Below are 12,550 nucleotides of genomic sequence, written 5' to 3'. Positions count from 1 at the left end.
CTTGGTCGAGCCGTCATCGCGATCTCTTCTTGTTCGAGCAGGATGTCGTCGAGCCGAAGCTCAGGGACGGAGCGTCAGATATTGCCCATGCAGAGGTATTTCACCTCGAGGAAATCCTCGATGCCGTAGCGCGAGCCTTCCCGTCCGAGGCCGCTCTCCTTGACGCCGCCGAAGGGGGCGACCTCGGTGGAGATGAGGCCCTCGTTGATGCCGACGATGCCGCTTTCCAGCGCCTCGGCCACCCGCCAGACCCGGCCGATGTCGCGGCTGTAGAAATAGGAGGCGAGGCCGAATTCCGAATCGTTGGCGAGGCGGATCGCCTCCTCGTCCGTCTTGAAGCGGAAGATCGGCGCCACGGGGCCGAAGGTCTCCTCGTGGAAGATCTTCATCTCGGGCGTCGTGTCGGCCAGCACGGTCGGCTCGAAGAAGGAATGGCCGAGCGCGTGGCGCTTGCCCCCCGTGACGATGCGCGCGCCCTTCGAGAGGGCGTCGGCAATGTGCTCCTCGACCTTGGCGACGGCCTTGCCGTCGATCAGCGGGCCGATGACCGCGCCTTCCTTGAAGCCGTCGGCGACCTTCATCTCCCGCACGGCCTCGGCCAGCCTCTCGACGAAGCGGTCATAGATGCCGTCCTGGACCAGGAGGCGGTTGGCGCAGACACAGGTCTGGCCGGCATTCCTGTATTTCGAGGCGATGGCGCCCCGGACGGCCGGCTCCAGGTCGGCGTCGTCGAAGACGATGAAGGGGGCGTTGCCGCCGAGTTCCATCGAGGTCTTCTTCACCGTGGCGGCGCATTGCGCGAGCAGCTTCTTGCCGATCTCCGTCGAGCCGGTGAAGGTCAGCTTGCGCACGATCGGGTTGGAGGTCATCTCGTTGCCGATCTCGCCGGCCGCGCCGCTGACGCAGGACAGGACGCCCTTCGGCAGGCCGGCCCGCTCGGCCAGGACGCAGAGCGCGAGCGCCGAAAGCGGCGTCTGGCTCGCGGGCTTCAGCACCATGGTGCAGCCGGCCGCGAGGGCGGGGCCGGCCTTGCGGGTGATCATGGCCGAGGGGAAGTTCCAGGGCGTGATCGCCGCGCAGACGCCGATCGGCTGCTTGATGACGACGATGCGCTTGTCCGGCCCGTGCGCGGGAATGACGTCCCCGTAGATGCGCTTGCCCTCTTCCGCGAACCACTCGATGAAGGAGGCGGCATAGGCGATCTCGCCCTTCGCCTCGGCGAAGGGCTTGCCCTGCTCGGCCGTCATGATGGCGGCGAGGTCGTCCTGGTTCGCCATCATCAGCTCGAACCAGCGGCGCAGGATCGTGGCGCGCTCCTTGGCGGTCCTGGCCCGCCAGGCCGGCAGCGCCGCCTCCGCCGCCTCGATGGCGCGCCGCGTCTCGGCCGTGCCCATCTTCGGCACCGTGGCCAGGACCTCGCCCGTGGCGGGATTGGTGACCTCGATCGTCGCGCCGGAATCGGCATCCGTCCAGGCGCCGTCGATATAGCATTGCTGCCGCAGGAGGCTCGGATCCTTCAGGGTCCGAAGCCCCGCCTTTACATCCATGTAAGTCACGTCGAGCACTCCCGGTTTGGAAGTGCTATACACATGGATACCGCCGGGACCCAACCCTCGTTTCAGTAGCGGCCGCCGAGAATGGGGCCGGGCCGGTCGAGCGTCGGCGGTGTATTATAGAAGAGGCCGCGGCCGATATAGGCTTCCCGATAGAGCGTCAGCCCGACCGGGCCGCCGCCGAGGGAGGCGGCGGCGTCGCCCATGCCTCGGAAGAAGGGCGGCACGGGCCCGAGATCCGGCCCGGCCGCGACGACGCGATAACCGTAGCGGCGATGGCGCGGGGCGCCGTAACCGTAGCCGTAACGGCGGGGCGGCGGCGCGTAGCGCGGCCCGAAGGAGCGGTGCATCGCGGGAGGGCGATGGCCGAATCCGGCGGCGGGAGCGTCGGCCGCGGCCCGCCCGGTCCCGGACAGGGCGGCCGCGAGCGCGGCGATGGGGAGCAAGATCCTCATGGAGATGTCCGGGCGAGAGGCCGATGGTTGCAAGGCTGCGAGGCCGGATTCTGCCAGGGCGCGCTTGCCGGGACCTTGACGGGCGGCCGCGCGCCGCGCCCTTCTCGCGATGTGGCTAACGAAGGGTTGCGGCCTCGCTCTTCGGGAGAAGCCTCAGATGTGCAGCGCCTCGCCGAGCGTCTTGAGGCTCGCCTCGTGGAACGCCTCGCCGAGCGTCGGATGGGCATGGATCGTGCCCGCGACGTCTTCCAGCCGGGCGCCCATCTCGAGCGCGAGGCCGAAGGAGGCGGCGAGTTCCGAGACGCCCGCTCCCACCGCCTGGATGCCGAGCACCAGATGGTTGTCGGCTCGCGCGGTGACGCGCACGAAGCCGTCCTCGCTCTCCAGCGTCATGGCGCGCCCGTTCGCCTGGAAGGGAAAGAGCCCCGTCTTGACCTCGATGCCGGTGGCCTTGGCCTCCTCGGGCGAGAGGCCGGCCGAGACGATCTCGGGATCGGTGAAGCAGACCGCCGGGATCGCCACCTTGTGGAAGGCGCGGCGCTTGCCCGCGAGGATGTCGGCCACCATCTCGCCCTGCGCCATGGCGCGGTGGGCGAGCATCGGCTCGCCGGTGACGTCGCCGATGGCCCAGACGTTGCGCATCGAGGTTGCGCAGCGCTCGTCGATGGCGATGAAGCGCTCGCGCATGGTGAGGTCGAGCCGCTCCAGCCCCCAGCCGGCGGTCCGGGGCGCGCGGCCGACGGCGACCAGGATCCTCTCGGCCTCGATCTCCTCGAGCCCGCCGCTCGCGGAGACGCGCAGCGCGCCGCCTTCGCTCAGGCCCTCCGCCTTCGCGCCGAGCAGGACCTCGATGCCGAGGGCCTGCATGCGCCGCGCGACCGGGCGCGTCAGCTCGGCATCGTAGAGGGGCAGGATGCGGGAGGCGGCCTCGACCACGGTGACCTTCGCGCCGAGCTTGGCAAAGGCGATGCCGAGTTCGAGCCCGATATAGCCGGCCCCGACCACCGCCATCGAGGCCGGGACGGCCAGCAGCGAAAGGGCTTCCGTCGAGGAGATCACCTTGCCCCCGAAGGGCAGGGCCGGCAGCGCCATGGGCTCGGAGCCGGTCGCGATGACGACGTGCTCGGCCCGGATCGTCTCGGGCCCGGTATCGGTCTCGACGCGGCAGGTCTTGCCGTCGAGCATGGTGCCGTGGCCGCGCAGGATATTGACCCGCGAGCGCTTGAGCAGGGCGGCGACGCCCGTGTTGAGCCGCCGCACGATGCCCTCCTTCCAGGCGAGGGTCTTGCCGAAATCGAGCGCCGGGCTCCCGACCGAGAGGCCGAAGGCGTTGCCCGCCTCCTGGTGCCTCGCCTGGGAATAGGCTTCGGCGGCGTGGATCAGCGCCTTCGAGGGGATGCAGCCGACATTGAGGCAGGTGCCGCCGAGGCGGCTTTCCTCGACCAGCACGGTGTCGAGATGATGCTGGCCAGCGCGGATCGCGGCGACATAGCCGCCCGGGCCCCCGCCGAGCACCAGGACCTTGGTGGCGATCTCGCCCATCTCAGCCCTCCAGGAACAGCATGGCCGGCGTCTCCAGGAGCGCCTTGACGGCCTGGACGAAGAGGGCCGCGTCGTAGCCGTCGACGACGCGGTGGTCGAAGGAGGCGGAGAGGTTCATCATCAGCCGCGGCACGAAGGCGCCGTTCTGCCAGAGCGGCCGCATGACCTGCTTGTTGACGCCGAGGATCGCGACTTCCGGCCGGTTCAGGACCGGCGTCGTGACGATGCCGCCGAGAGCGCCGAGCGAGGTGATGGTGATCGTCGAGCCCGACAGCTCCTCGCGCGTCGCGAGGCCCGCGCGGGCCGCCTCCGCGAGGCGCCGGATCTCGCCCGCGATCTCCCAGAGGTCGCGCGCCTCGGCATGGCGGACCACCGGCACCATGAGCCCGGCCGGCGTCTGGGTGGCGATGCCCGCATGCACCCCGCCGTAGCGGCGGACGATGTCGGCCTCGTCGTCGTAATGGGCGTTCATCTGCGGGAAATCGGGGAGCGTCCTCACCAGCGCCTGGACGAGGAAGGGGATCAGCGTGAGCTTCGGGCGCCGCTCGCCGTGCTTCCTGTTGAGCGCGGCGCGCAGCTCTTCCAGCGCCGTGACGTCCACTTCCTCGACATAGGAGAAATGGGCGGCGCGGCGCTTCGATTCCGCCATCTTCTCGGCGATGCGCCGCCGCAGCCCGACGACCCTGATCTCCTCGACCGCCGGATTGGCGACACGCGCGGAGCCGGCGGCGGGGGCGGCGCCGTCGCCCCGCATGAAGGCGTCGAGATCGTCGTGGGTGATGCGCCCGGCCGGGCCGGTGCCCCGGACCTGCCGCAGGTCGATGCCGGCCTCCAGCGCGCGCCGGCGGATGGCGGGGGAGGCGATGGGCTTCTCGCCTTCGGGCCGGGGCGGGCCGAGGATCGCGGCTCCGCGCGGGGCAGGGGAGGGCCGGGCCTGCGGCGGGGCGCCCCCTCCACCATGCTTCGCCTGGTCCCCCCCCCCCGTTTCACGGGGGAGGATCGGCGGCTCCGGCGGCTCGGATCCTCCCCCGCGCAGCGGGGGAGGGGGACCGTCCGAAGGACGGTGGAGGGGGCGCTCGCCCGCAGCCGCTTCCGGCTCGGCAGTTCCCCCTTCCGTCTCCAGCGTCACGAGCGCGGCGCCGACCGCCAGCATCCGGCCGGGCTCGCCGCCGAGCGCGACCACCGTGCCGGCGGCGGGGGAGGGGATCTCGACCGTCGCCTTGTCGGTCATGACGTCGGCGAGCGGCTGGTCCTCGCGCACGACGTCGCCGACCTTCACATGCCAGGCGGTGACCTCGGCCTCGGCGACGCCCTCGCCGATATCGGGGAGCTTGACGATGCGCTTCGCCATTCAGCCCTCCATCACGGCCCTGAGGGCGCGCCCGATGCGGTCGGGACCGGGGAAATAGTCCCATTCCTGCGCATGCGGATAGGGCGTGTCCCAGCCCGTCACGCGCATGATCGGCGCCTCGAGATGATAGAAGCAGCTCTCCTGGACCACCGCCGCCAGCTCCGCGCCGAAGCCGGAGGTCAGCGTCGCCTCGTGGGCGATGACGCAGCGGCCGGTCTTCCTCACCGAAGCCTCGATCGTCGCTGTGTCGAGCGGCAGGAGAGTGCGCAGGTCGATCACCTCCGCATCGACGCCGCTCTCTTCGGCCGCCGCGAGCGCAACGTGGACGATGGTGCCGTAGGCGAGGACCGTCACATCCCGGCCCTCGCGCCGGATCGCCGCCCGGCCGAGCGGCACGCGATAATGGCCGTCCGGCACCTCGCCCAGCTCGTGCCTGCTCCAGGGCGTGACCGGGCGGTCGTGATGGCCGTCGAAGGGGCCGTTATAGATGCGCTTCGGCTCGAGGAAGATGACCGGGTCGTCATCCTCGATCGCGGCGATGAGAAGCCCCTTGGCGTCATAGGGATTGGAGGGCACCACGGTCTTCAGGCCCGAGACATGGGTGAAGAGGGCCTCGGGGCTCTGGCTGTGCGTCTGGCCGCCGAAGATGCCGCCCCCGGTCGGCATGCGGATCACGATCGGCGCCGTGAACTGCCCGCCCGAGCGGTAGCGCAGCCGCGCCGCCTCGGAGACGATCTGGTCGTAGGCCGGATACACGTAGTCGGCGAACTGGATCTCGATGCAGGGCCGGAGCCCATAGGCGGCCATGCCGATGGCCGCGCCGACGATTCCCAATTCGCTGATCGGCGCATCGAAGCAGCGCTGGGTGCCGAAGCGCTGCTGGAGCCCTTGCGTGCAGCGGAAGACGCCGCCGAAATAGCCGACGTCTTCCCCGAACACGACGACGTTGTCGTCGGCCTCCATCATCACGGCCATGGCGTCGCGCACGGCCTCGATCATCGTCCTGCGGGGCATCAGGCTGCCTCCCTCGCGCGCCGGCCGAGCCCGGTGGGGGGAGCGACGATGCGGGTCCGGGCCATCCTCATACTCCCGCCTGCTGGCGCTGGCGGCGCAGATGAGGAGGCGTCTCGGCATAGACGTCCTCGAACATATCCCGCGCCGAGGGCTTCGGGCCGGAATGGAGCGTGCCATAGCTCTCCGCCTCCCGCTGGGCGGCCAGGACCTCGTCCGCGATCTCGGCCTGCGCCTGCTTCTGGCGGTCCTCCGACCAGGCGCCCCGCAGGATCAGGTGCTGCGCGAGGCGCTGGATCGGATCGCCGAGCGGCCAGGCGTCGAACTCGGCCTTTGGCCGGTAGGCGGAGGGATCGTCCGAGGTCGAATGGGCGCCGGCGCGGTAGGTGACGTATTCGACGAGGGTCGGCCCGAGATTGCGCCGCGCCCGGTCGCAGGCCCATTTCGCGACCGCGTGGACGGCGAGATAGTCGTTGCCGTCGACCCGCAGCGAGGGAATGCCGAAGCCGTGGCCGCGCGCGGCGAAGGTGGCCGAATCGCCCCGCGCGATGCCCTGGAAGGTCGAGATCGCCCATTGGTTGTTGACGATGTTGAGGACGACCGGCGCCCGGTAGGTCGAGGCGAAGACGAGGGCGGCGTGGAAATCGGATTCGGCCGTCGAGCCGTCGCCGATCCAGCCGGCCGCGATCCGGGTATCGCCCTTGATCGCCGAGGCCATCGCCCAGCCCACCGCCTGGATGTATTGCGTCGCGAGGTTCCCGGAGATGGTGAAGAAGCCGTATTCCTTCGAGGAATACATGACCGGAAGCTGGCGCCCGTGCAGCGGGTCGCGGGTATTGGAGAAGATCTGGTTCATCATCTCGACCATCGGGTAGCCGCCCGCGATGAGCAGGCCCGCCTGCCGGTAGGTCGGGAAGTTCATGTCGCCCTCCTTGAGGGCCTTGCGGAAGGCCGTGGCGACGGCCTCCTCGCCGAGATTCTGCATGTAGAAGGAGGTCTTGCCCTGGCGCTGGGCCATCAGCATGCGCGCGTCGAAGGCGCGCAGCCGCATCATGTGGCGCAGGCCCTCCAGCAGTTCCTCGTCCGAGAGGAGCCCCGCCCAGGGGCCGACCGCGCGGCCCTCGTCGTCGAGGACCCGGATGATCGTATAGGCGAGGTCGCGGATCTCCTCGGGCGCGACATCCACCTCCGGTCGCCGGACGGAGCCCGCGGCGGGAATGTCGAGATAACCGAAGCTCGGTGTCCCGCCCGGGCGGACGGCCGGTTCCGGCACGTGCAGGCGCAGCGGCGGGACGATGTCCATCGGACCTCCTCGCAATCTTCTCCGTCCGGGCTAGCACAGGCCCGGCGCGCAGCGGAAGAGGGCCGCTATCCAAACAGCTCGGCAACCACCTCCTCGGCGATGGCGAAGGCGGTGGAGGCCCCGGTCCCGCTCGTCACCATCACGAGCCGGATGTCCGGGGCGGGCGCGTCCACGAACATGACCCGGTCGGCGGAGGCATAGGTGCCGCTCCAGCGCTCGACGACCGCGGGGGGCGCCGCGGCGAAGATCGTCCGGTACTCGTCGAGGATGATGTCGTCGACCCGCGCCGGGGCGAAGGGATCAGGCGTTTCTTCGTAATGGTGGCTGTCGCCGACGACGAGGGAGCCGTCCGCGCCCTGGACCACGATCAGGTGGACGCCGTTCTCGACCGCCCCGGCCTCCTCCGCGGCGAGGCGCCGGCGCAAAGCCTCGCCCTCCGGCAGCGCCGCGAAGCCCGCATAGCGCCCGATCCCGAGATCGGACATCACCGCGGCCGGAAGGCGCCAGTTGGGCGCGGCGAGGCGCATCATGTGCAGCTTGCACCTGCGCACGCCATAGGCGGCGATCCGCTCCGGGAACAGGTTCAGGAACTCGTCGCCCGGACAGACGATGCAGGTTTCCGCCTCGAGCCGCCCGCCCGTCGTCTCGATGACGGGCGGCGCCACGGCCCGCACCAGCGTCGAGCGCAGGAAGGTCACGCCATGCGCCTCGGCGAGCCAGCGGGCGAGGGCCGGCACGGCCTCGCGCGATTCCATCCGCAGCTCGCGCCCGCTCCACAGCACCGCCGCCAGCCGGTCCGCCGCCAGCATGGGCAGGCGCCCGGCCGCCTCGGCGGGTTCGAGAAGCCGGCAGCCTTCCCCCATTTCCGTGGCGAGATAGGCTTCCAGCACGGCCCGCGCCTCCGGCCGCCGGGCGACGATGGCCGCGCCGCGATGCTCGATCCGGATGCCCGCCGCGGGCGCGACCTCCGCCCAGATCTCGCACGAGCGGCAGGCGCGGCGCCAGACGAGGCCGCGCTCCTGCCCCGTCGCGGTCGCGAAGCCGAAATTGCGGACGGATGCCCCGTTCGCCCGCGCGTCGCGGTCGATCACGACGACCCGCTTGCCGCGCCGCGCCGCCATGAGCGCATGGGCGAGGCCGACGATCCCCGCCCCCACGACCGCCACGTCGAAGACCTGTTCCGCCACCGCCAAGCTCCCCTGTGCCCGGCCTCGATCCGGCCGGCCTCCGCTGCCGTCCCGCCTCCCGGAGGAATCGGCTTCCTACCCTAACCCGATCGCGGCCCTTGTCTTCAGGGGCCGCGGACGGCCGAGACATTTGGCGGCTTCGAATCGGAGGCCATCGGTGTAAAGCGGGACGATGCCGGAGAGGAACCAAGGAAAGCCCAGAAAGCAGGTCGCCGCCCTGCCCATCGTGCGCGACCCTCAGGGCAGGCTGCGCGTGCTGATGATCACCTCGCGCGAGACGCGGCGCTTCATCGTGCCCAAGGGCTGGCCGATGAAGGGCCTCAAGGACCATCGCGCGGCCGAGATCGAGGCGCGGGAGGAAGCCGGGGTGGTCGGCCGGGCGCATCCGAAGCCCGTCGGCTCCTATCTCTCCTGGAAGCGCCGCGACGACGGGACGTTCCAGCTCGTCAAGGTCAAGGTCTTCCTCCTCCACGTCCACGGGCATCTCAACGACTGGAAGGAGAGGGGGCAGCGCTCCATCGCCTGGCTCACGGTCAAGGACGCGGCCTCGCTGATCGACGAGCCCGGCCTCGCCGAGATCGTCCTCAACCTGCAGGGCCGGCTTCCCAAATCCTGGCGCTCCTGGGCGTCGAGCGAGGCGCCCCCGGGCGTCCCTGCGGCGTGACCGCCCGGAATCCCTGCGGCGGGATGCCGGGGTCTCGGGCCGCCGCGCGCCCGGGGCCCTGAGCGATGGAGCCGGGCGTCTTCGCCGCGGTGCTCGCGGCGGCCGCGATGCATGCCGGCTGGAACGCTCTCCTCAAGCTCCGGCTCGATCCCTTCCTGGCCATGACGCTGCTCACGGCCTCGGCCGGGATCGTGGCGCTGCCCGCGCTTTTCGTCACCGGCCTTGCGGACCGGGCGGCCCTGCCGTGGCTCGCGGCTTCCGTGACCCTGCACCTCGCCTACTACGTCACGCTGAGCGCCGCCTATGCGCGGGCGGATATGAGCCAGATCTATCCGATCGCGCGCGGAGGCGCGCCGCTCCTCACGGCGCTGGTTTCGGTGACTGTGCTCGGCGAGCCGGTGAGCGGGCTGCAGCTCGTCGGCATCGGCGCCCTCGGCGGGGCCGTGGGCGCCATGTCCGTCCTCGGGCGGCGGGGCGCGCCCTTCGATCCGGTCGCGGTTGGGCTCGCGCTCCTGACGGCCGTCGTCATCTGCGGCTACACGCTCTCGGACGGGCTCGGCGCGCGGGCCGCGGGCGACCCGCACGCTTATTCGGCGACGCTCTTCGTCCTGGATGCGCCGCTGCTCCTCGCCTTCGCGCTCTGGCGGCGCGGGCCCGCCGCGCTCGCCCCCGCCCTGCGCTTCCGCTGGCAGGGCCTCGGCGGAGGCGCGATGTCCGTCGCTTCCTACTGGATCGCGATCTGGGCGATGACCCGCGCGCCGATCCCGCTGGTCGCGGCCTTGCGCGAATCCAGCGTCCTCTTCGCTGTCGTCATCGCGGTGCTCGTCGTCAAGGAGCCCCTGCAATGGTCCCGCGCGATCGCGGCGGGCGTCATCCTGCTCGCGCTGGCCCTCGTGAGGCTCGGATGATCCCGCCGGATGTCCGGGACACGATCCTCAGAAGGCCGACAGCCCGAGCGGGGAGAGCCAGGCCATCTCGTCGCGGACGCTGCGAACCCCCGGCACGTTCTCGGCTGCGATGCGGATGGCATTGCGCTCCCGGTTGTCCGTGACCGCTCCCACCAGCCGCACGGCCCCGTTCTCGATGCTGACCTCGATCGAGTCCGTGGCGAAGGGGAGCTTGGCCATCTCCTTGCGGACCTCGTCGAGCAGGGCGGCATCGTCGCGCTGCGGCGCCTCCTCCCGGGCGGCGGGCATCGCGCGCCCCAGGGCGCGCAGGATGTCCGCGCGGCTGATGACGCCGACGACCTTCTTCCCGTCGAGGACGGGCAGGCGCTTGACCTTGTGATGGATCATCCGGTTGATGACGTCGTCGAGCGACTCGTCGAGATCGGCCGTCAGGACGCGCTCGGTCATCAGCTCGCCCACCCGCCGGCCGCGGGCGCGGCTGTATTCCTCGGCGAGGGTGCCGGCGCCGGCCAGGAATTCCAGCCAGCGGGGGCGCTTCTTCTCAGTCCCCAGCTCGACGCGGCGCAGAAGGTCGCCTTCCGTGAGCATCCCGACGAGCTCGCCGTTGTCATTGACGACCGGCAGGCCGCTGATGCGCCGCTCGAGCATCAGCTCGATGACCCGGTCCAGGGAATCCTCCGGCTTCACCGAAACGATGCCCCATGTCAGGACGTCTGCAACCCGCATGTGAATCTCCCTCTGAATGCGGGGCGAGGATAGCGCCTCCGCAGGGGCACGACTTGACGGAGATCAAGCCGTATCGCCGCCTTCCGTCTATGGTCCATAAGACGTTGGTGCGATCTCCATGTGTCCCATTCCCAGGTCTCCCGCGCGCCGGGCCGCCCCAATCCGGCTCCGGGCGTCATGAAGCTGTTCCCCCAGCGGGCGGATCCGCGCGACCGCCGCGCGCCGCGCATCGACATGGCGCGCATCCATGCGGAGAAGCGCAAGCTCTGCGACGCCCTCGAGGCCATCGCCGACACGCTGCCTTCGCAGGTCGACCGGCTGGAATGCCTGAAGGCCGCGGGGGAACTCGTCCCGCTGCTGCGCGAATGCCACCGCTTCGAGGAGGAGACCCTCTTTCCCGCCTTCCTCGCCGCGGGCGGGAGCGGGGAGGTCGTGGCGCGCCTCAAGGCGGAGCATGTCGAGGACCAGGGCACGGCCCAGGAACTGGCCGAGGAGCTGTTTCGGATCGGGCACGGCCAGGCGGTCCACAATCCCGAGGCGCTCGGCTACCTGCTTCGCGCCTTCTTCGAATCCGTCAGGCGCCACATGGCTTTCGAGCGCGACCACGTCCTGCCGGCGACCCGGGAGGAGGGCGAGATTCCGGGGCGGCGGTGACGGTCAATCGCCGGCGCGGGCCTCGAGCTTGCGCAGGTCCTCCACGATGACGCGGCGGCTGTTCTCGATGCGGATGACGCCGTCGGTGCGCAGGCGCGTGAACTGGCGGCTCACGGTCTCGATGGTCAGGCCCAGGAAATCGGCGATGTCGGCGCGCGACAGGGGCAGCTCGAAGGCCCTGTCGCGGCGCGCGGGATCGGCGGCCGGGTCGATGCTGCGCGCGATCATGAGCAGGAAGCTCGTCACCCTCTCGGCCGCCGTCTTGCGGCCGAGCATGACCATCCATTCGCGCGCCTGGTCGAGTTCCTTGAGCGTCTGCTTGAGCAGGCGATGCTCCAGGTCGGGCTGCTCCCCGATCATCCGCTCGACGATCTTGCGCGGGAAGGAGCACAGGCGCACCTCCGTCGCCGCCTCCGCCGTCACCGCGCTCTCGGCCTTGAAGGGCCGGCCGAGGAAATCGGGGGCGAATTGCAGGCCGACGATCTGCTGGCGCCCGTCCGAGAGCGTCTTGCTGAGCTTCACGACGCCCGACAGGATGTTCGAATAGCGCTCGACACTCTCGGCGTCGCCGACCAGTTCCTGCCCTTCCGAGACGGTCTGCTTGGCGGAGGCTCCGGCGAGCGCGACGAGCTGCTCGGAGGTCAGCGCCCCGCACACGCCCCCGTGCCGCGCCTCGCACGACAGGCACAAGACCGGGATTCCGGCGGAATGAACGTCTCTGCGCACGATGTCTCCCGCATGGGCGACGACAAGGTTCGCCTGCCCGATGCTAGAGCATTTTCGGCTGGGGTGGACCCGGTTTGGGCGAAGAAAATGCGTTCGGATGCGGAAAGAAGCGCTCCAGCCGGCCCGAAAGGTCGCTCAACTTGCGAGGAGATCCGCATATTCCGGGTGGCGCGCCACATAGGCGGCCATAAAGTCGCATTCGAGGATCACGCGCCGGCCGCTCGCGCGGATGGCGTCGAGGACGCCCTTGGCGAGCCGCGAGCCGACGCCCTGTCCCGAAAGCTCGCTCGGCACCTCGGTATGGGCGAGGACCACGCGGCCGTGCTCGATCCGGTATTCCGCCACGGCGAGCACGCCGCCCACGGGCAGCTCGAAACGGCTGCGGGAGGGGTTGTCGATCACCGTGTCGGCCATGACGGCTTCTACCGCACCCGCCGCCTGCCGCCAACTGCGCAGGGGCGGCCTTGGTG

13 protein-coding genes are annotated in these 12,550 nt (G+C 70.5%); 3 read left to right on the top strand and 10 right to left on the bottom strand.

Translation table 11 applies throughout. The features are described from left to right. Positions 1–74: 74 nt before the first annotated feature. The 7 genes from gabD to PKD06_RS03390 all read right to left on the bottom strand — a co-directional run bounded on the left by gabD (position 75) and on the right by PKD06_RS03390 (position 8,408). A complete protein-coding gene (gene gabD / locus PKD06_RS03420) occupies positions 75–1,547 on the bottom strand; it encodes an NADP-dependent succinate-semialdehyde dehydrogenase (protein ID WP_324377638.1) in 1,473 nt (490 codons plus the stop codon). A 71-nt stretch (positions 1,548–1,618) separates the two neighbouring features. After that, positions 1,619–2,008: a hypothetical protein gene (locus PKD06_RS03415; protein ID WP_324377610.1), complete on the bottom strand. Its 390-nt coding sequence runs from the start codon at positions 2,006–2,008 to the stop codon at positions 1,619–1,621. Positions 2,009–2,161: 153 nt separating this feature from the next. Beyond that, complete coding sequence (gene lpdA, locus PKD06_RS03410) at positions 2,162–3,550, bottom strand: dihydrolipoyl dehydrogenase (protein ID WP_324377608.1); 1,389 nt, start codon at positions 3,548–3,550, stop codon at positions 2,162–2,164. Between the two features lies 1 nt (position 3,551). Continuing rightward, positions 3,552–4,901, bottom strand: a complete 1,350-nt coding sequence (locus PKD06_RS03405; protein WP_324377606.1) for a dihydrolipoamide acetyltransferase family protein — start codon at positions 4,899–4,901, stop codon at positions 3,552–3,554. Then, positions 4,902–5,915 (bottom strand): alpha-ketoacid dehydrogenase subunit beta, encoded by a 1,014-nt coding sequence (locus PKD06_RS03400; RefSeq protein ID WP_324377604.1) that lies wholly within the window; start codon positions 5,913–5,915, stop codon positions 4,902–4,904. Between the two features lie 67 nt (positions 5,916–5,982). Next, the gene (locus PKD06_RS03395) at positions 5,983–7,215 is read right to left on the bottom strand and encodes a 3-methyl-2-oxobutanoate dehydrogenase (2-methylpropanoyl-transferring) subunit alpha (protein WP_324377602.1); all 1,233 of its coding nucleotides are present in this window, start codon (positions 7,213–7,215) and stop codon (positions 5,983–5,985) included. Positions 7,216–7,280: 65 nt separating this feature from the next. Continuing rightward, positions 7,281–8,408 carry a TIGR03364 family FAD-dependent oxidoreductase gene (locus PKD06_RS03390; RefSeq protein WP_324377600.1) on the bottom strand — a complete coding sequence of 376 codons (1,128 nt, stop codon included), beginning with the start codon at positions 8,406–8,408 and terminating at the stop codon, positions 7,281–7,283. A 166-nt stretch (positions 8,409–8,574) separates the two neighbouring features. Between PKD06_RS03390 and PKD06_RS03385 the strand changes: the two genes are divergently transcribed. Continuing rightward, positions 8,575–9,066 (top strand): NUDIX domain-containing protein, encoded by a 492-nt coding sequence (locus PKD06_RS03385; RefSeq protein WP_324377598.1) that lies wholly within the window; start codon positions 8,575–8,577, stop codon positions 9,064–9,066. A gap of 65 nt (positions 9,067–9,131) precedes the next feature. Further along, positions 9,132–9,974, top strand: coding sequence for an EamA family transporter (locus PKD06_RS03380; protein WP_324377596.1), 843 nt, complete (start codon positions 9,132–9,134; stop codon positions 9,972–9,974). Positions 9,975–10,001: 27 nt separating this feature from the next. Here the strand turns inward: PKD06_RS03380 and PKD06_RS03375 are convergent, their stop codons facing one another. Next, positions 10,002–10,700, bottom strand: coding sequence for a CBS domain-containing protein (locus PKD06_RS03375; protein ID WP_324377594.1), 699 nt, complete (start codon positions 10,698–10,700; stop codon positions 10,002–10,004). A gap of 120 nt (positions 10,701–10,820) precedes the next feature. Here PKD06_RS03375 and PKD06_RS03370 point away from each other — a divergent pair, with 120 nt between their 5' ends. Then, positions 10,821–11,354 (top strand): hemerythrin domain-containing protein, encoded by a 534-nt coding sequence (locus PKD06_RS03370; RefSeq protein ID WP_324377592.1) that lies wholly within the window; start codon positions 10,821–10,823, stop codon positions 11,352–11,354. Positions 11,355–11,357: 3 nt separating this feature from the next. On the opposite strand, the gene PKD06_RS03365 is transcribed toward PKD06_RS03370, so the two are convergent. Both PKD06_RS03365 and PKD06_RS03360 read right to left on the bottom strand, forming a co-directional pair. Then, entirely contained in the window at positions 11,358–12,080 is a 723-nt protein-coding gene (locus tag PKD06_RS03365) for a Crp/Fnr family transcriptional regulator (protein ID WP_324377590.1), read from the bottom strand. 135 nt (positions 12,081–12,215) lie between these two features. Then, positions 12,216–12,494 carry a GNAT family N-acetyltransferase gene (locus PKD06_RS03360; RefSeq protein ID WP_324377589.1) on the bottom strand — a complete coding sequence of 93 codons (279 nt, stop codon included), beginning with the start codon at positions 12,492–12,494 and terminating at the stop codon, positions 12,216–12,218. Between the last annotated feature and the right edge of the window lie 56 nt (positions 12,495–12,550).

This window comes from Enterovirga sp., assembly GCF_035325185.1.
Classification (GTDB): domain Bacteria; phylum Pseudomonadota; class Alphaproteobacteria; order Rhizobiales; family Beijerinckiaceae; genus Enterovirga.
This window is presented reverse-complemented; position numbering and strand designations above follow the sequence as displayed.